This is a genomic window from Noviherbaspirillum suwonense, from assembly GCF_900182955.1.
GTDB lineage: Bacteria > Pseudomonadota > Gammaproteobacteria > Burkholderiales > Burkholderiaceae_D > Noviherbaspirillum_A > Noviherbaspirillum_A suwonense.
Genome location: NZ_FXUL01000022.1, coordinates 1 through 17217, shown reverse-complemented (window position 1 = coordinate 17217; position 17217 = coordinate 1). Strand labels below are relative to the sequence as shown.

Below are 17217 nucleotides of genomic sequence, written 5' to 3'. Positions count from 1 at the left end.
TGCCTTACTTAATTCCTGCCCATTTTAAAAAAAGACGATTAACGCCGACGACAATCTCATGCTAAGCTGCAACAAGTTGCAACCAGCAAACATAGAGAATGTCGAATCCCACCGCCTTTGTCGAGCCGCAGCCGACCATCAGCCGCAAGACCATCCTCCACGAACTTGACCGATATGCAAGGCCGAGCAATTTACGCGGCAGCTTGCTTGCCGTTAGGGAATACCTGCTTTATTGGGGAGCGATCTCCGTCATCCTGTTTGCGCCGTGGATGTCACTGAAACTGGCGGCGTCCCTGTTCGCCGGTTTCCGTTTATCCAGTTCGTACACCATTGCCCATGATGCCGCCCACCGTGCGCTGGTCAAGGACCGTCGGCTCAACTGGGTCATTGCAATGTTACTGGGCGTACCTTCCTGCCAGAATTACCGCATGTGGGTAGCCGACCATAATGGCGGACATCATCCGAAAACCAACGGCGAGTCGGTCGATTTTTATCGACCGCTGTCAAAGCAGGAATTCGACCGCCTGTCGCTACCAGCCCAATACCTGGAGCGATTCATCCGCGCGCCGAATGTCTTCGGCTTCGGCTTCAATTTCATGTTCCGCTGGCTGCTGCCGCTGCGTATACATCCGACATCCGCAACGCTGGACCGTAACCGTGCCAAGGGTTGGACTTACTTTGGGCTGATGATGACCTATCACGCGGCCCTGGTTACTTTTCTGGTCCTGATCGCGCCGCTGACGAATCTGTCGACCGGCGGCGCCGTGCTGCTGGGATGGTTTCTGCCCCTCTGCGTGCACTGCGAAATGAGCGGCGCATCGCTGTACCTTATGCACAACAACCGCCGCATACCCTGGTTCCGGGAAGGACAGGACCGCACGGGCTTTCCGCCTGAACGCTGCTCCACGCACCTGGTGCTGCCCAAGCTGGTGTCGAAACTGGTCAACAATGTGTACTCCCATGCTGCGCACCATGCGCATCCCGGCATACCGTGCTACCACCTCTACGAGGCACAACTGCACCTCAACCGGCTGGTCGGAAACCGTGCTGTTGTGGAGCAAATGTCGCTTCGGAACATCATCGCCACGATGCGCGCCTGCAAGCTGTATGACTACGAACGGCACCAGTGGCTGGATTTCGACGGCAAGCCCACTACGCCGCAGATCAAGCCCGAAGCGTCGTCCATTTAATTCTCCTGCTGCAGGACATCAACGGTTTGATACCAGGCTGACTGCGGGGTAGCCGAGCGCCGCGTCCGACGCTGCGCTCAGCGCCCGGACGTAGGATTTCAGGTCGGCGTCCTGGATGAAGCTCGCAGCCGAACTCGCTGCCAGGATGCGATCCGGCGTCTGCGGCCTCGCGACCGCATAGCCCTGCACATAGTCCACGCCGATTTCGACCAGCGTCTGCACGGTAGCGTTATCTTCGGCCCACTCGGCTATGGTTTTCATGCCCAGGTTGGTCGCCAGGCTGACAATGGCTTCGACGATGGCGACGTTGGCCGGGTGCGCATTCATGTTGACGATAAAGCTGCCATCTATTTTCAGCACGTCGGCTGGCAAGTCTTTCAGGTAGGAGAACGAGGTATAGCCAGCGCCGAAATCGTCCAGCGCGATCCTGACGCCACAACTCCGCACCTGGTCAATGAAGCGGCGCGTGTTGGCAAGATCGTGCAGCGCCACGCTTTCGGTGATTTCAAGACACAGCATGCTTGCAGCGCGCCGATTCTTCTCCAGCATCTCGAATGCGTCCTGCACGAAGCGCTCGTCGTTGAGCGAGGCCCCGCTCAGATTCATGCAGACGAACTGGGTGCGGTCGAGCTTGTCCTGGTTGACATTGAGCCAGGCCAGCACGTTTGACAGCACCCAGCGGTCTATCATGCCGATCCGGCCGCTGCCTTCGGCGGCCGGCACGATGCGCCCTGCCGGAATGATGCTTCCGTCCGTGTCGCGCATCCGAAGCAGGACTTCGAAATTCATCGACGCGTGGGGATTTTTCAACGACATGATGGGCTGCATGTCGACAAACAGCCCATGCGGCGCGCTGGCGCCGGCAAAGCGTTCCACCAGCTTCAACTCGGCTTCGCGTTCGTGAAATGCAGCGGCGTTTTTTTCATAGACCACCAAACCGTCCGGCGCCGACTTCGCTTCCCGGCACGCGCGGTCCGCGCTCGATATTGCGTCCTTCAGCTTGACGCCTGCGCTCAGTTCGATCAGGCCGATGGACACCCTGACCTGGAATGCCTTGTTGCCGATCCGGTACGGAGCAGCGCTGATGGCGTCGACGATGCCGCGGCAGACCCAGGACGCCGCGGCAATCGGCGTGCCCGGAAAAACGATTACGAACTCGTCGCCGCCGACGCGTCCGATCCGCTGCCCGCCGGTCAGCATTGCGTCCATCCGCTCACACGCCTGCTTCAGAATCTCGTCGCCTGCCGGATGACCGTAAAGGTCGTTGATCAGCTTGAAACGGTCGAGATCGAGATATGCGAGTGCCACCGGAATGCCGGCTGGAATCGCGATGATCGCCAGTTCGAGCACGGTATCGATCCCGCGCCGGTTCAATACCTTGGTCAAGGGATCGTTGTTCGCCATGAACTGCAGGTCTTCAGTTGCTTTCGAACGCTCGGTAATATCCTGCAGCGAGCCTTCGATCTTCCCACGCGCCAGCGTAGCCTTGACCAGAAAACGCTTTTCCTCCTGTCCCGGCATATTCTTGCAGCGAATCTCGAGTTCGCTGTTGCTTTGCGAATGCACCAGCCTGTGCAGGTGCGGCCAGGCGCCTTCGTTAAAGTAAGCGTCCCAGGTGTTGCGTCCCGGCGACAGATCGTGGATGCCCAGCATGGTGCGCATGGCAGGGTTGACGCTGATAAACTGGCCGGCGTTATTCAGTGTGAACAAGCCTATCGGCATCGCTTCATAGGTATGCCGCAGTTCGGCCTGCGCCTCGAGCCACTGCTGATGTTTCATCCGGAGCTGGGCGGCGATGGCCAGCGCGGCAAGCAGGCTGGACGACAGCGCCGCGGTGACGCTGTTGATGCTGCCGATCAGGCCCTTGAAACCAACTGCTGCCGATATCACTTCGTAGAGACTTGCCACCAGCGTGATGCCCAGCGACGCGCCATACCACATGGCGACCGGCGAACGGGTTAGCACGAGTATGCGGCTCAGGAAAAAGACCAGGACGCCGATGCCGATGCCGGTGGAAATCCAGACGACAGGCAGAAACAGGTGATAGGGCAGCACAAACGCTGACAGCATGACTGGCAGACAGCTCCATACCGTGACGCTTAGTAAGCGTGCATGCCCGATCTTTGAAAGTTCATCGCGGAATAGATTGCGAAACAGCGCGGCCGTCAGTGTGTAGTAAGTCGCCATCGTCAAGGCGCGGGCATGGAACAGCCATTCGACCGGCACCGTGTGTCCAAGCCACTGGACATCCCACCCGGATGACAGCCCCGCCATGCGCAGGTTCGCCAATAACCACGCCGCGAATACTATATAAGTACTCTCGCGATTGATTAATCCCGTGATCAGCACAAACATTCCAAGCACGATCAGCCCGCCGTCGAGCAGCCCCGCCATACGGTCGAATGCGCGCGCTCCCTGATCCAGTTGTGCCGTATCCCACTGCATCACGGAGATGCGCGCTGGCCCGGTGTAGGTGGCCTGGCAGAGCACCTTCTTTTGGGCCGGGAGGTCGGGAAATGCGATGGAGAAACCGGCTCTTACTGGAAGTATCGAGCCCGAAACGTTCAGCCGGTCGGCCCTTCCCAACTCCTGGAGTGTAGCGCCGTCCCAACAAACCACGGTATTGGAGTGACGCGACGGAAGCTCGATCGAGACTGGCGCTCCTGGCCCACGTGGCGATACCGAGAAGCTAAGCCAGAATGGCTTTTCGGAGAGACGGGTATCGAAATGCCGTACTACCGGCTGGTCGGCAAGAAGGCGGAGGGCAGCGGCAGGCGCCAGTTCAGCGCTTGTCTGCTTGAAAACCTGGAGGGGCAGCACCTCGCCACCGTCGGACGGATAGTGATTTTCCCAAAAAACCAGTGCGATCAGCGAAACGATGCCGATCGCCACAGGAACCAGATACGCGCTGAAAAACTTCAGCACCTTGTCCGGATCAATACGGGCATCGTTTTTCAACAGCTTATAAAATGCCGAAGTTTTGATCATTTCTTTCGGTTCCCTCTACCCCGGGTACCACATCGTTCGTGGAGAATTTCCACAGGGTAACTTAATGAGGTACTAATGTAAAGAAAAAGAAACAACCGGCAGTTATCATCACTGCAATTACCCGCAGGCATCAGCACCCGGCATTTTGGCGTGCTTCAGGAAGCTATATTGAAGGCAAGCCAGCAAATGCAGCCTATCAGGCAGCGTTTCGGCTCTTCTCCAAGCTTGCTTCGTAAAGGCTGGTTCCCACAACGTTAATATCTTCATGAAATGTATGAAGAATAAAACCAAGCAGCGGATGTCGCGCTTGCGTCCACAGGCGCTCTGCGTCATTAACGTTGAGGCACATCACGCGGTGTGGCATGTTGCCGACATGCTTGAATGGGATATACCCCAGCTCCGGATAAACATCGGTAAACAACAGACGATCATATTGACGGTCGACCGGCGAACGCGCAGTGATAACCATCTGGTCGATACGATTTTGCCGGCAATACGAAAAGAAAGCCTTGAACAGGGCTATTGTCACCATCCGGCCGACGCGCTCCTGGGTCACGCCAAGGCGGGTTGCTTCCGCGAGCCGCTGCTTGCTCAGGGTGGCAGGCAAAGCGACGGATTGTTCGAGGGTCAGCGGCTTGTGATCGTTAGTCTGAATGCGGAGCGTACCGATTGGCGAACCATCCAGCTTCGATTCAGCTAGCAGCACGACGACGCCAGGCTCGGAATCAGCATTCTCGGGCAGGGTTAATTCATTGGCGAACCCTGGAACATGACGCATGTAAGCCGCGTGCCTGATCCGTACCGCCTTTTCCAGGTCGCGTATGTTGCTGACAACCCGTATGGTGAAAGGCAGGGACTCTTCCTTCATCGCATGATCGTGGCCTCGGAATCCAAACTGGTGCGCAGTTGCTGTTTTGGACGAAACTTGCGTAGCGATGATCATGGCCTGAACCCTTTTGTGAAACGGAAGAAAGAAATTTCCCTAAAACAACATATTGCACATACACAAGGTTAATCAGTTCAGGCTACGGTGCTGCCTATTCGCCAGACGAGTTAACATCGAATGTCGTTGCACCTGATTAACGTTTTTCTTGAGTAATATTACTCCAATGTAAATGATTTATACAAACAAATTTTATCAAGAAAGTTTCTTATAATCATCATCTTAGCCGTTTTAGTTCCTATCGGAAATTAAATTGATTATAGGAAATAAATGCGCGGTTGGATGGACGACTGAAAACAGATCGGTTTAATTTCTTTTGCCCATCAACATGCAAATTAATTTCCATCAATCAATATTCTTGCAAATCCGATTCAGTGCAAAAGCATGGGACTCAGCTTAAATTTTCTCCTCGGAAATTAAATGATCCATTGCTTCGCATGTCTGAAATAATCCGGTTTTTCGTTCCAATAACTAATGGAGACAGCAATGCATTTCGACACCCCCCTCTTCCTCTGCGGCCCGCTGCGCCAGCCTCGCCAGATGCTGGCCGACCAGGAATACAGCGGCCACACGTCCATCCATGACGACGCGATGGCGGAAAAACTCGGGTTCCGCGCCGGGCCTATCGAGGGGCCGACGCATTTCAGCCAGTTCGTCCCGCTGCTCGCGCACCTGTGGGGCGATGCGTGGTTTGAGCGCGGCTGCTTCTCGGCGCATTTCCAGAACATGGTGGTCGAGGGCGAATCGGTCCGCGCCTTTGTCGAACTTGCCACGCCGGGCGCAAGACGGGCACGCGCCTGGGCCGAGAAGGCCGATGGCACGCCGGTGCTCGAAGCCAGCGCCAGCATCGGGCCGGACCATGGGACCTCATTGCTCGAACAGCGGCTTGCGCAGCTGCGTCCGCCGGAAAAGCTGGTGATCCTGTCGGACCTGCATGTCGGCATGACGGGCGCGCAGGACGAGCCGGTGCGGATGGACGCGAACCAGCATATGGGCAAGCTCTACCCGTTTTCGCTGAACCAGAAACTCGCCCGCATCACCGAGAACTCGCCCTGGTATTCGGACGGGACATCGTCGCCGTGGGGCCGGGCCATCATCCCCCTGGAAATGATCAGCGTGCTCGCCGGGTATACCACGCCGCTGGCGCAGTTCCCGGTGAAGCAGCCGGTGGTCGGCCTCTTCGCCGACCAGGAACTGCGCATGGTGGATGGGCCGCTGTTCGTCGGAGAAGATTACCTGATCCGGCGGGAAGTCGTTGCGCTGTCCGAGAGCAAGCGCACCGAGTCGTACTGGGTCCGCAGCCGCATCTATGACAAGAGCGGTGAACGGCTCAAGGCCGAGATGCTGCTCAACCATGCAACGCTGAAGCAGTCGTTCGCGGACTACGAGACGCTGCGCAACGCCGGATAGCCCGGGAGCCGGCGACGCAGCGTCCCGGGCCGCCGTTGCGCTAAGGCGCTGTGTCCCGAAAACCGGACCCTGCAGCGCGCCGGCAGCGCCGCTTCGGCGTCGCCGGCAATGGCATCAGGACGGCCGTCCCAGTTCGGCCAGCCGGCGTTCCTGCCGCCGCGTCAGCCGGGCGATGTCGGCGATATCGCTTGCCGACAAGGCTGGCCCGGGCCTGCGCACCGTGGCCGATGCGATCATGCCGCGGTCGGCCATGATGTGCTTGCGCACCGCGAGGCCGATGTTGGTCTGCTGCTCGTAGCGCGCCAGCGGCAGGTAGGCGTCGAAGATGTCATGCGCGGCCTCGATGTCGCCGGCCGCATGGGCGCGGCAGACGCCGACCATCATCTCGGGATAGGCAAAGCCCGTCATCGCGCCGTCGGCGCCGCGGGTGAGTTCTTCCGGCAGGAACAGGCCACCGCCATTGCCTGCCAGGATGGCGACGCGGCGCACATCGCCGCGCGCGCTGGCGGCGCGGATCGCACTGAGCTTGGCAAGGCCGGGGCTGTCCTCGTGCTTGAGCATCACGCAGGTCGGGCTGTTGCCGATGATCTTCAAAATCACGCCGGTCGACATCTGGACGCCGGTCGACACCGGGTGATCCTGCAGCACCCACGGCACGTCCGGGCCCAGGGTCTCGGCAACCATGTCGAAATAGGCGACGATCTGGTCGTCGGTGCGCAGGTTCGGCGCCGGCGCAACCATCACGCCCGATGCGCCCATGTCCATCACCGCAGCGGTCAGTTCGCGCATCGGCGCGAAGCCGGGCGCGGAAGCGCCGACGATGACCGGCACGCGGCCGTCGACGCGGTCGATCACGCGCTGCGCAAAGCGGCGCGACTCGTCGGCGGTCAGCTTGGTCGCCTCGCCCATGATGCCGAGTATGGTCAGGCCGTCGACGCCGCGCTCGAGGTAGCTGTCGACCATGCGGTCGGTGCTGTCGAGGTCCAGCGCGCCGTCGCTGGCGAACGGCGTCACGGTGATCAGGTAGACGCCCGCCGCGGATTCATTGAAAGTCGCCATGCCCGTCCCCTTACTTTGCAAAGACCTGGGCCATGTCGCCGAATGCCTTGAACTCCAGCGCATTGCCCGACGGGTCGAGGAAAAACATCGTCGCCTGCTCGCCGGGCAGGCCCTTGAAGCGTATGTGCGGCTCGATGATGAAGCGCGTGCCGGCCGCCTTCAGCTTGTCCGCCAGCGCATGCCACTGGTCCATCGACAGGATCACGCCGAAGTGGCGCACCGGGACATCGTCGCCGTCGACCGCGTTGCTGGCGGCAGGCCGGGTTTCATCGGGCGCCAGGTGTGCGACAAGCTGGTGACCGAAAAAATTGAAGTCGACCCAGGACTCGGAACTGCGCCCCTCCGGGCACCCAAGCAGATCGCCATAGAACGCACGGGACTGCGCAAGGTCGTGGACGGGAAAGGCAAGGTGAAACAGCGGTGTGGATTCCATGGCTCGTGTCGGTATAGGTTGAACGGGTTGGTCGGAACGGGTCGGGTCATTATAGTGTCTGCGCACGGGGCCCGGGCGCCGCGGAATGACCGTGCCACCGGCGCATGTTCAGCGATCTTCGTACACGGCCCTGCTCGCAAGAAGGCTGCCGATCCCAGCGTCGATCATCACGTATGTTTTGACCCAGGCCGGCCGCCACGCCAATGGCATGGCAGCGGCTGTCCCTTATCCACCTGGGATGTCGCCGTGGCATTGCGATGCGCAAGGCGCGCGCTGCCGACTTAACCCGGCCGCAAACCGGCTGGTCTGCCGGATCGATGCCCCTGGCAGAGAGGAAGCGCGTTATGCACGGCGCCGGCGCTTCAGCACCAGCATGACCAGGATTGCCGCAGCGGACCCGGCCAGCACCGGCGAGGCATTGATGATCTGCATCAGCCCGTCCAGCACTTCGACGCTGGACTGCTGGACATAGGCGACCAGCGTCGCGACGTCGTTGGCCGAGACCGCAAGCGCGTCCTCGACCCGGATATGGAGCCGGTCCTGGCCGTTGCGGAACCATATCCTGGCGAAGACGCCGTCGGCCAGCGCAAACAGCGGCAGCAGGTTGAGCGGCCGGACCAGCAGTTCGAGCAGCCGGCTTTTCTCGGGCGGCGACGCCTCGGAATAGAGCTGGGCGACGAGTTGCGGGATGTCATGGTCCGACTGCGCGTGACGGTCCGGCGGCAGTCCTCTTTCCTGTTTCATCGATGGGTCCTCCTGGCGTTCAGACTGGCCCGCGCATTGCGCCGCGGGCTTCGTCCTTCAGTGCGCATTCTGGGCGCGGATTGTCACAGCAGTGTGTCAACATTGTCAGGAATGTCAGGAATGTCCCGTCGCATGCATGGCCGTGCGGGGACAGGCTTGCCGGGAATGCATCATCGGGCCGTACAATCGACCCTGCCGTTCCGAATCACCGCCACTGTTTCCTTTCACCTGTCCGCTGCGCAACGGAGCAACCATGTCCATGATCGCCATCCTCGCCAATATCGTCGTCGGTCTCGTCGCGCTGATCCATGTCTATATCCTGGTGCTGGAGATGTTCCTGTGGGATAAGCCGGCCGGCCTGCGCGCATTCGGGCAGACCCCGGCGGCGGCGGCCGCGTCCAAGGTGCTGGCGGCGAACCAGGGGCTGTACAACGGTTTCCTCGCCGCCGGCCTGTTCTGGGGCCTGAGCCTGGGGCCGGCCGGCCATGACGTGAAAGTGTTCTTCCTGCTCTGCGTGCTGGCGGCCGGCCTGTACGGCGCCGCCACCGCGAGCCGGAAAATACTGTTCGTGCAGGCGCTGCCGGCGGCGATCGGGCTGGCATTGCTGCTGATTCGTTAAGGCCGTCGCCCGACGGCTTCCACCCTTGATCGCCCGCTTGCTTATAATCAGGGGCTGACAGCACGAACCCCCGAAAAATTAAACCAGGAGAGACACCAGCATGGCTTACCCGAATACCCAACTCTTGATCGACGGCCAATGGCAGGACGCGGCCGACGGCCGCACGCTGGCCGTGTCGAACCCGGCAACCGGCAGCGAGATCGGCCGCGTCGCGCATGCCGGCATCGCCGACCTCGACCGTGCGCTGGCCGCGGCACAGAAAGGCTTCCTGCAATGGCGCGACGTGCCGGCCGCGGAACGCAGCAAGACCATGCGCCGCGCCGCCGCGCTGATGCGCGAACGCGCCGTCGACATCGCCGCGCTGCTGACCCAGGAACAGGGCAAGCCGCTGGCCGAAGCGAAGATCGAGGCGATGGCCTCGGCCGACATCATCGAATGGGCCGCCGAAGAAGGCCTGCGCGTCTACGGCCGCGTGGTCCCGTCGCGCAACCTGAACGTGCGGCAGCTGGTGCTGAAGGACCCGGTCGGCCCGGTGGCGGCATTCACGCCCTGGAACTTCCCGATCAACCAGGCGGTGCGCAAGATCGCGGTGGCGCTGGCGACCGGCTGCTCCATCATCGTCAAGGCGCCCGAGGAAACCCCGGCAGCACCGGCCGCGCTGGCACAGGCATTCCTCGACGCCGGCCTGCCTGCGGGCGTGCTCGGGCTGGTATTCGGCAATCCGGCGGAAATCTCCAGCTACCTGATCGCGCACCCGATCATCCGCAAGATCACGTTCACCGGCTCCACCCCGGTCGGCAAGCAGCTGGCTGCGCTGGCGGGCCAGCACATGAAACGCGTCACCATGGAACTGGGCGGCCATGCGCCTGTCATCGTGGCCGAGGATGCCGACGTCGAACTGGCGGTCAAGGCCGCCGGCGGCGCCAAGTTCCGCAATGCCGGACAGGTCTGCATCTCGCCGACCCGCTTCCTGGTGCATGAAAGCCTGCGCCATGAGTTCGCCGCCGCGCTGGCGAAGCACGCGCAAAGCCTCAAGGTTGGCGACGGCAGCACCGACGGCACGCAGATGGGCCCGCTGGCAAACAGCCGGCGCCTGACGGCCATGGCCGAATTCGCCAGCGACGCGGTGCAGCGCGGCGCCAGCATCGTGACCGGCGGCGAGCGCATCGGCAGCGTCGGCAATTTCTTCGCGCCGACCGTGCTGACCGACGTGCCGCTGGACGCGAAAGTGTTCAACGAAGAGCCGTTCGGCCCGATGGCGGCGATCCGTCCGTTCAACACGCTGGACGAGGCCATCGCCGAAGCCAACCGCCTGCCCTACGGCCTGGCCGGCTACGCGTTCACCGGCTCGCTGAAGAATGCGCACCTGCTGGCGCAGCGGCTCGAGGTCGGCATGCTGTGGATCAACCAGCCGGCCGCGCCATGGCCGGAAATGCCGTTCGGCGGCATCAAGGATTCCGGCTACGGCTCCGAGGGCGGTCCGGAAGCGCTGGAAGCCTACCTCAACACCAGGTCGATCTCCATCCTCAACGCCTGATGCGCCGCCGTTGCGGGCCGCAAGGTCCGCAACCCGGTCCCGCGTGCCGCCCCCGGTGCGCGGGAGCTGCCGCCGCCACACAACCGATCCGAAAGAGCGCATGACCGCATCCGGCACCGACACCCGCGACGCCCTGCTGCGGCGCATGAGCGATTACGGCGAGCTGCCCGCGATGGGCAAGTCGGTTTCCGAGGTCGTGCGCATGGCGTCGTCCGAAGGCGACTCGGTGCAGGAACTGGCTTCCTTCCTGCTCAATGACGTGGCGCTGACGCAGAAGGTGCTGCGCCTGGCCAACACCGTTTGCTACCGCACCGCGAGCGGCGCGCCGGTGTCGACCATCACCCGCGCAATTTTCCTGCTCGGCTTCGAGACGGTGAAGACCAGCGCGCTGGCGATGTTGCTGGTCGACGGCATGAAAGGCCGCAGGGGCCAGCATGTGCGCAACGAGCTGGCGTTTGCGCTGTGCGCGAGCGTCATCGGGCGCGAGATGGCGCGGCGCACGCAGTTCAAGGATGCCGAGGAAGCGGCGGTGGCGGCGCTGTTCAAGAACATGGGCCGCCTCGTGGTCGCCGCGCACGACCACAAGCTGTACGGCGAGATCGCCGCGCTCAGCGAATCGGAAGGCATTTCGCCCGCGCTGGCCTCGACCCGCGTGCTGGGCTGCAGCTTCGACGCGCTTGCCGAATCGGTGCTGCGCGGCTGGAACATCCCGGATTCCATCGTCCATTCGCTGGCGCCGCTGCCGGCCGGCGTGCTCAAGCCTGCCAGGTCGCGCAGCGAGTGGATGCAGCAGGTCGCCGCGTTCAGCGCCACCCTGGCGACCATGCTGTCCCGCCGCGGCGCCGCCGGCGAGCCGGCGCAGCGCAAGGCGCTGCTGACCCGCTTCGGCCCGGCGCTGGACCTGGACGATGAAACCCTGACCGAACTGCTGGAAGGCGTCGCCGACGAAGCGATGGCGCTGACCAGCAATTCGGATATCACCTTCGCCGAGAGCGAGGACGAGGAAGCCCCCGCCGCGGCGGCCGCGACGCCGGTCGCCGCGGCCGTCGCCACCGCGCCCGACCCGCTGGCGGATTTGCGGCTGGAAGCCCCGGGACAGCCCGCGGCCGACGAACGTCATCCGAGCGGCAAGCCGGTGCGCGCACGGGAAATGCTGATGGCAGGCGCCCAGGCCATCTCGGAAATGATTGCCAGCGGCGCAGGCGGACTCAATGACCTGATGTTCCTCGCGCTGGAAACGGTGTACACCGGCATGGGCTTTCGCTATGCCACCATCTGCCTGCGGGACGTGCAGACCGGGCTGTACAAGTCGCGGCTGGCGCTGGGTGCGGCCACGCCGCGCCTGCAGCGCGGCTTCGCCTATGCGGCCGCCGGCAACAAGGACCTGTTCTTCCTGTCCCTGCAGAACAATGCCGACCTGCTGATTTCGGATGCATCGACGATGAAGATCGCGTCCCTGCTGCCGGTCTGGCACCGGACCATGCTGCCCGAGGCGCGCAGCTTCATCATCCTGCCGCTGGTGGTGGGCGGCACGCCGATCGGCTACCTGTACGCCGATCGGGACGTCACCGCGCCGGAAGGCGTGACGCCGGAAGAGACAGCGGTGATCAAGATGATCAAGGCGCAGGTCATTGCCCGCATTTCGGCCCGGTAACATCGTGACAGAATCGTAACGAACGCTTACACGTTTGGCGTCAACTGGCGTATCCGGGCGGCGTTAGTGGAGGGGCAGGCAAACTGCTTAACCACTCAACGAGGGCATTATGAAAAATCTGATCGCACTGGCCGTAGCCACCCTGTTCGCAAGCGCCGCATTTGCCCAGGCAGGCACCACCACCACGACCACGACCGCCCCATCCGCCAAGGCCGCCGTCCAGGCCGATGCCAAGGTAGAGAAAGCCGACGCCAAGGCCAGCGAAAAGGTCGTCAAGGCCAAGGCGGATGAGAAGGAAGCGGTCGTCAAGGCAGATGCAAAAGCCGAAAAGACCAAGGCCAAGGCGCACAGCAAGGCAGAAAAGAAGATCGCCGAAGCCAAGAAAGACAGCAACGAGACCAAGATCGACGCCGTCAAGAAATAATGCGCAACTGACCCCTAGTCATCGAAGCCGCGGATTCCGCGGCTTTTTTTCGTCCGTACGCTGCGATCGAACGAAGTAATACAACAGAATGTCCATGAAATGTTCAGGACATAGTATTGACACAGTGCAATCAATCCGGTCTAATAGTTTCCGCGCGGCATTAATATGCGTGGTTTCTCTACTTTGCCCCCAACCAATCAAGGAGAAAAAAATGGGTGACATGGACCTCGTGGGTTTTAACAAGGCGGACATCGACAATGTGCTGAACCGGATGGCCGAAAAGGATATCGACAAGCTCGCGTTTGGCGCGATCGAACTCGACGGCACGGGCAAGGTGCTGCGTTATAACGCGGCGGAAGGCGCCATTACAGGCCGTTCTCCTGCTGCCGTGATCGGCAAGAATTTCTTCCGCGATGTCGCGCCCTGCACGTCCAAGCCGTCGTTCAAGGGCGTCTTCGATGCCGGCGTGCGGGACAACAACCTCAACACCATGTTCGAGTATGTGTTCGATTATCAGATGAAGCCGACCAAGGTGAAAGTCCACATGAAGAAGGCGCTGAGCGGCGGCAATTTCTGGATCTTCGTCAAGCGGATCTGACCATGCCCGTTGCGAGCGACAACGCCGGGGCCGGCGCCGCCTGGTGGGACGACGAGGCAGGCATGCAGCGCTTCGTCGCCGACCTGGTCGCCGGCGAACTCGCCGCGATGCGGCTGACCGGGCCGGCGCTGCCGCCGCGCCCGTGGCCAGCCGACCTGCACATCGGCCGCGACCTGGGCGCCGACTCGCTGGAGCTGATGGGCGTGGCCAGCGCGCTGGCGGACGCCCTGCAGATGCATGAGTCAGGCATCGAGGACTATCTGCTCGTGCGGCTGACGCTGGGCGAATGGACGCAGATCGCGCAGACCAGCCTGTCGCGCTTTTCCCACCGGCTGACGTTCCGCACCTCGGGCAGCACCGGCATTCCCAAGAGCTGCGTCCATGAGCTCGATGCGCTCCTGCAGGAAGTGCGCGAGATCGCGCCACTGCTGCAGGGGACGCGCCGCATCCTGTCGGCGGTGCCCAGCCATCACATTTATGGCTTCCTCTTCACGATGCTGCTGCCGGCGGCGCTGGGCCTGGCGGCCGGCGATGTGATCGATCTCCGGTCCGGCTCGGCCGCGTCGCTGGGCCAGCAGTTGCGCCAGGGCGACCTGGTGATCGGCCATCCTGAATTCTGGCGCGCGGCGGTCCGCGCCGTTCGCGTTTTCCCGGACGGCGTGACCGGCGCGACATCGACCGCGCCCTGCCCCGACGAGATCAGCGAGGCATTGCAGCAGGCCGGCCTAGCCAGGCTGCTGCAAGTCTACGGCAGCTCGGAGACGGCCGGCATCGGCTGGCGCTTCGACCATGAAGCGCCTTACCAGCTGCTTTCCTTCTGGCGGCGCGCCGGCGTGGACGGGGCCGGCCTGCTGCGCGACGGCGATGACGCCGTCCGGCAATGCCAGGACAGGCTGACCTGGCTGGACGAGCGGCGCTTCGTGCCTACCGGGCGCATCGACCAGGCGGTGCAGGTCGGGGGCATGAATGTGTTTCCGGCCCGCGTCCGGCGCGAACTGCTGCTGCATCCCGACGTGCTCGACGCCAGCGTGCGCCTGATGCGCCCGGCGGAAGGCAACCGCCTGAAGGCCTTCGTCGTGCCGCGCGATGCGGCGGCCGACCCGGCTGAACTGCATGCGAAGCTGGACGCCTGGGCCGGCGCGCGGCTTACCGCGCCGGAACGTCCGCGCGCCTTTTCATTCGGCGCCGCGCTGCCGGTCGATGCCAAGGGCAAGCCGGCCGACTGGCTGATCCGCGGATGACCGTGTTCACAGCTGGAAACCCAGCCACAGCACCAGGCCTTCGGTGAAGTCGCGCCACAGGCTGGGCTTGCCGGCGCGATAGGGCACGGCCGCCGCGCGGTGCGCGTCGAGCACTTCGGCAAAGCGCCTGATGTCGGACGGCGCATAGAAGGCGACCATCAGTTCATAGTTCAGGAACATGCTGCGCGAATCGAGGTTGGCCGAGCCGGACATGGCCAGGTCGCCATCGATCACCATGGCCTTGGCATGCAGCATGTACGGCGTGAGCCAGATACGGCCGCCGGCGGCGGCGAGCGCGCGCAGCGCCCGGTGCCGCACGAAGTCGGCCAGGTGATGGTTCGAATGCGCCGGCAGGATCAGGTCGACGACCACGTCGCGCCTCGCGGCCAGCACCAGCGCCATCAGCAGCGCTTCGCCGGGAACGAAATACGGCGTGACCGCGACGATCTGCGTGCGCGCCTTGAAGCATCCGGTGACCAGCAGGTTGTGCACGGTGTCGTCGGCCTGGTCCGGGCCGGACGCGATCAGTTGCGCGTACGGTTCATCCGGTCCCGGCGCCACCATGCGCCGCGGCGGCCGGGCGGCGCCGTTCGCATAGGCCCAGTCGCTGTTGAACAGGTCCAGCGCCTGCGCGGCGAACGGCCCATGCAGGTCGAAGGAAATGTCGCGCCAGGGCGGGCGCCCCTCCGCGCCTTCGAAATATTCGGCGGCAAAGTTGCGGCCGCCGCACCATAACCGGACGCCATCGGCGACGACGATCTTGCGATGGTTCCGCAGGTTGGGCCGGCTGCGGCCGGCCAGCCGCAGCACCGGGCCGAATAAAATCACTTCAACGCCCGCGGCTTTGAGTTCATGCAGGCTGAGGCGGCCGCCCAGCAGGCGGCCGAAGCCGTCGACCATCAGCCGCACCTTGACGCCGCGCTGCGCCTGCGCGGCCAGTCGTGCCAGCACCGCATTGCCGATGGCGTCGCGTCCAATGATGAAGGTGCATAGCGACAGCGCATGCTGCGCGCTGTCGATCACCTCGAACAAGGCCTGCAGCGCCTCGCGGCCTTCCGCATGCACCCGCAGGCCGCCGTAGGACTCGACCGGCGGCTGGCCCATCGCCGCGGCCAGTTGACGCGGCCAGGCGTCGGCCGGCAGCGGTTCCGGCGGCGGCATGGGCTTGATGCTGAGATTGCGCGCCTGCAGCCGCTTGCGGCTGCCGAACAGCAGGTACAGCGGCAGCCCCAGGTACGGAATCAGCGCAATCGCCAAGACCCAGGAAATGGCGGCGGTCGGGTCGCGCCGCTTCTGCATCGCGTGGCTGCTCAGTACATAGATCAGCAGGCCCAGCGCCACGACCAGGCCATGCACCGATAGCCAGCCTGGAATATGAAGGATGGTCAATGTCGGACCGCCAGGGCGCGCATGCGGCGGATATCCGGCCCGGCCTGCCTTGTCGGGATACGCTTCATCAGGCTTTTGCGCGAGATATCCCGGCATTCATGCCGGGGAGGGATAGCGCAGCACGCGAAGCGTGCCCGGCACCCGCTGAAATAGTGCTATCCATGTTGAACCAATAACCGTAGCCATCTGCGCGTTGCACCATGGTGCAGTACTGATGGCCGATTCCTTGTACCACTTCCTTGCCCATCTGGATGTTGAAGCTGCCAGAGGCTCGTACTGCCAACCGGCCTACATAGGTCCCGATCTTCTTGCCCTTTGTGACGGTCGCACGGACCATGTCGCCGGTTTGGAATCCCTTGACGAACTTTTCACGCATCAGGTAACCACGCGGGAAGCCGTACTTGTCCAAGCGGGTGCGCTGGTAGGCGCCACGACCCGTTGCCTTGATGGCCAGCGTAGGTCGACGCCAACCTGCCACAGCAGCCACATCCCCGACGCACACCGCATCAAGCGCATGGGTCTTGGGCAGGTACAGTCGGCATCGGTTGAACTTGGTCCGCCCGCCGGAGCATGCTTCGACGGCAAGCCCGGTGGCTTTCAGGCGGTTGAGCAAGACCCACCTTGTCGCATTGACTGCAGCCGCATCCTTCAGCGGCCGCTTGGCCTGCGCCAGAATGCTTGTAAGCCGCGCCGGATCCTTCTTCAGAAACGCCTTGATGTCGCGAGCCGCCTTTTTCTGGTTGCATGGCTGACAGGCGATGCCAAGGTTGCCCGGGCGGTCAGTTCCGCCGTTTGCTCTCGCATGGATGTGCTCGACCTGCAGTGGTACGCCTTCCTTGTCACAGTAGATGCACTTGTGGCCCCATTTTTCCAGCAGGTACTCGCGCAACTCGTAGCCGGCCAGCGTGCCTTGCTGGTACGCGACGCCGGATATCCCGGGGTTTTCCATGGCCTGCATGTCGAAGCGGACCAGTTCCGTGCTCAGCGC

15 protein-coding genes are annotated in these 17217 nt (G+C 62.8%); 8 read left to right on the top strand and 7 right to left on the bottom strand.

All coding sequences use genetic code 11. The features are described from left to right. Positions 1 to 98 precede the first annotated feature (98 nt). Positions 99 to 1190, top strand: coding sequence for a fatty acid desaturase family protein (locus QOL82_RS22450; protein ID WP_283444551.1), 1092 nt, complete (start codon positions 99 to 101; stop codon positions 1188 to 1190). Positions 1191 to 1208: 18 nt separating this feature from the next. Here QOL82_RS22450 and QOL82_RS22445 read toward each other — a convergent pair whose 3' ends face one another. Beyond that, positions 1209 to 4178: a putative bifunctional diguanylate cyclase/phosphodiesterase gene (locus QOL82_RS22445; RefSeq protein WP_283444550.1), complete on the bottom strand. Its 2970-nt coding sequence runs from the start codon at positions 4176 to 4178 to the stop codon at positions 1209 to 1211. A 196-nt stretch (positions 4179 to 4374) separates the two neighbouring features. Beyond that, positions 4375 to 5121 (bottom strand): N-acyl amino acid synthase FeeM domain-containing protein, encoded by a 747-nt coding sequence (locus QOL82_RS22440; RefSeq protein WP_283444549.1) that lies wholly within the window; start codon positions 5119 to 5121, stop codon positions 4375 to 4377. A gap of 486 nt (positions 5122 to 5607) precedes the next feature. Here QOL82_RS22440 and QOL82_RS22435 point away from each other — a divergent pair, with 486 nt between their 5' ends. Further along, complete coding sequence (locus QOL82_RS22435; protein WP_283444548.1) at positions 5608 to 6531, top strand: hypothetical protein; 924 nt, start codon at positions 5608 to 5610, stop codon at positions 6529 to 6531. A gap of 114 nt (positions 6532 to 6645) precedes the next feature. Here QOL82_RS22435 and QOL82_RS22430 read toward each other — a convergent pair whose 3' ends face one another. The 3 genes from QOL82_RS22430 to QOL82_RS22420 form a co-directional block, all read right to left on the bottom strand. Beyond that, positions 6646 to 7590, bottom strand: a complete 945-nt coding sequence (locus tag QOL82_RS22430) for a dihydrodipicolinate synthase family protein (protein ID WP_283444547.1) — start codon at positions 7588 to 7590, stop codon at positions 6646 to 6648. Between the two features lie 10 nt (positions 7591 to 7600). Further along, a complete protein-coding gene (locus QOL82_RS22425; RefSeq protein WP_283444546.1) occupies positions 7601 to 8023 on the bottom strand; it encodes a VOC family protein in 423 nt (140 codons plus the stop codon). A 342-nt stretch (positions 8024 to 8365) separates the two neighbouring features. After that, positions 8366 to 8767, bottom strand: a complete 402-nt coding sequence (locus QOL82_RS22420) for a hypothetical protein (RefSeq protein WP_283444545.1) — start codon at positions 8765 to 8767, stop codon at positions 8366 to 8368. A gap of 259 nt (positions 8768 to 9026) precedes the next feature. On the opposite strand from QOL82_RS22420, the gene QOL82_RS22415 reads away from it, so the two are divergent. From QOL82_RS22415 to QOL82_RS22390, 6 genes are all read left to right on the top strand, one after another. Then, positions 9027 to 9386 carry a DUF1304 domain-containing protein gene (locus tag QOL82_RS22415; RefSeq protein ID WP_283444624.1) on the top strand — a complete coding sequence of 120 codons (360 nt, stop codon included), beginning with the start codon at positions 9027 to 9029 and terminating at the stop codon, positions 9384 to 9386. Positions 9387 to 9486: 100 nt separating this feature from the next. Then, positions 9487 to 10923, top strand: coding sequence for an NAD-dependent succinate-semialdehyde dehydrogenase (locus tag QOL82_RS22410; protein ID WP_283444544.1), 1437 nt, complete (start codon positions 9487 to 9489; stop codon positions 10921 to 10923). 100 nt (positions 10924 to 11023) lie between these two features. Next, a complete protein-coding gene (locus tag QOL82_RS22405) occupies positions 11024 to 12577 on the top strand; it encodes an HDOD domain-containing protein (RefSeq protein ID WP_283444543.1) in 1554 nt (517 codons plus the stop codon). Positions 12578 to 12686: 109 nt separating this feature from the next. Continuing rightward, entirely contained in the window at positions 12687 to 13001 is a 315-nt protein-coding gene (locus tag QOL82_RS22400; RefSeq protein ID WP_283444542.1) for a hypothetical protein, read from the top strand. 211 nt (positions 13002 to 13212) lie between these two features. Continuing rightward, positions 13213 to 13599, top strand: a complete 387-nt coding sequence (gene pyp, locus QOL82_RS22395) for a photoactive yellow protein (protein WP_283444541.1) — start codon at positions 13213 to 13215, stop codon at positions 13597 to 13599. 2 nt (positions 13600 to 13601) lie between these two features. Beyond that, the gene (locus QOL82_RS22390; RefSeq protein ID WP_283444540.1) at positions 13602 to 14840 is read left to right on the top strand and encodes an AMP-binding protein; all 1239 of its coding nucleotides are present in this window, start codon (positions 13602 to 13604) and stop codon (positions 14838 to 14840) included. Positions 14841 to 14846: 6 nt separating this feature from the next. Here QOL82_RS22390 and QOL82_RS22385 read toward each other — a convergent pair whose 3' ends face one another. Both QOL82_RS22385 and iscB read right to left on the bottom strand, forming a co-directional pair. Continuing rightward, positions 14847 to 16229: a phospholipase D-like domain-containing protein gene (locus tag QOL82_RS22385; protein ID WP_283444539.1), complete on the bottom strand. Its 1383-nt coding sequence runs from the start codon at positions 16227 to 16229 to the stop codon at positions 14847 to 14849. A 67-nt stretch (positions 16230 to 16296) separates the two neighbouring features. Continuing rightward, positions 16297 to 17217, bottom strand: a 921-nt coding sequence (gene iscB, locus QOL82_RS22380) for an RNA-guided endonuclease IscB (RefSeq protein ID WP_283444538.1), incomplete at its 5' end; no start/stop codon positions are given.

Bases quoted from the DNA above. Each gene is read 5' to 3' on its own strand.
- pyp (WP_283444541.1), top strand. From the start codon at position 13,213: ATGGGTGACATGGACCTCGTGGGTTTTAACAAGGCGGACATCGACAAT.
- QOL82_RS22415 (WP_283444624.1), top strand. From the start codon at position 9,027: ATGATCGCCATCCTCGCCAATATCGTCGTCGGTCTCGTCGCGCTGATC.
- QOL82_RS22435 (WP_283444548.1), top strand. From the start codon at position 5,608: ATGCATTTCGACACCCCCCTCTTCCTCTGCGGCCCGCTGCGCCAGCCT.
- QOL82_RS22440 (WP_283444549.1), bottom strand. From the start codon at position 5,121: ATGATCATCGCTACGCAAGTTTCGTCCAAAACAGCAACTGCGCACCAG.
- QOL82_RS22400 (WP_283444542.1), top strand. From the start codon at position 12,687: ATGAAAAATCTGATCGCACTGGCCGTAGCCACCCTGTTCGCAAGCGCC.
- QOL82_RS22425 (WP_283444546.1), bottom strand. From the start codon at position 8,023: ATGGAATCCACACCGCTGTTTCACCTTGCCTTTCCCGTCCACGACCTT.
- QOL82_RS22430 (WP_283444547.1), bottom strand. From the start codon at position 7,590: ATGGCGACTTTCAATGAATCCGCGGCGGGCGTCTACCTGATCACCGTG.
- QOL82_RS22450 (WP_283444551.1), top strand. From the start codon at position 99: ATGTCGAATCCCACCGCCTTTGTCGAGCCGCAGCCGACCATCAGCCGC.
- QOL82_RS22420 (WP_283444545.1), bottom strand. From the start codon at position 8,767: ATGAAACAGGAAAGAGGACTGCCGCCGGACCGTCACGCGCAGTCGGAC.
- QOL82_RS22410 (WP_283444544.1), top strand. From the start codon at position 9,487: ATGGCTTACCCGAATACCCAACTCTTGATCGACGGCCAATGGCAGGAC.
- QOL82_RS22390 (WP_283444540.1), top strand. From the start codon at position 13,602: ATGCCCGTTGCGAGCGACAACGCCGGGGCCGGCGCCGCCTGGTGGGAC.
- QOL82_RS22405 (WP_283444543.1), top strand. From the start codon at position 11,024: ATGACCGCATCCGGCACCGACACCCGCGACGCCCTGCTGCGGCGCATG.
- QOL82_RS22445 (WP_283444550.1), bottom strand. From the start codon at position 4,178: ATGATCAAAACTTCGGCATTTTATAAGCTGTTGAAAAACGATGCCCGT.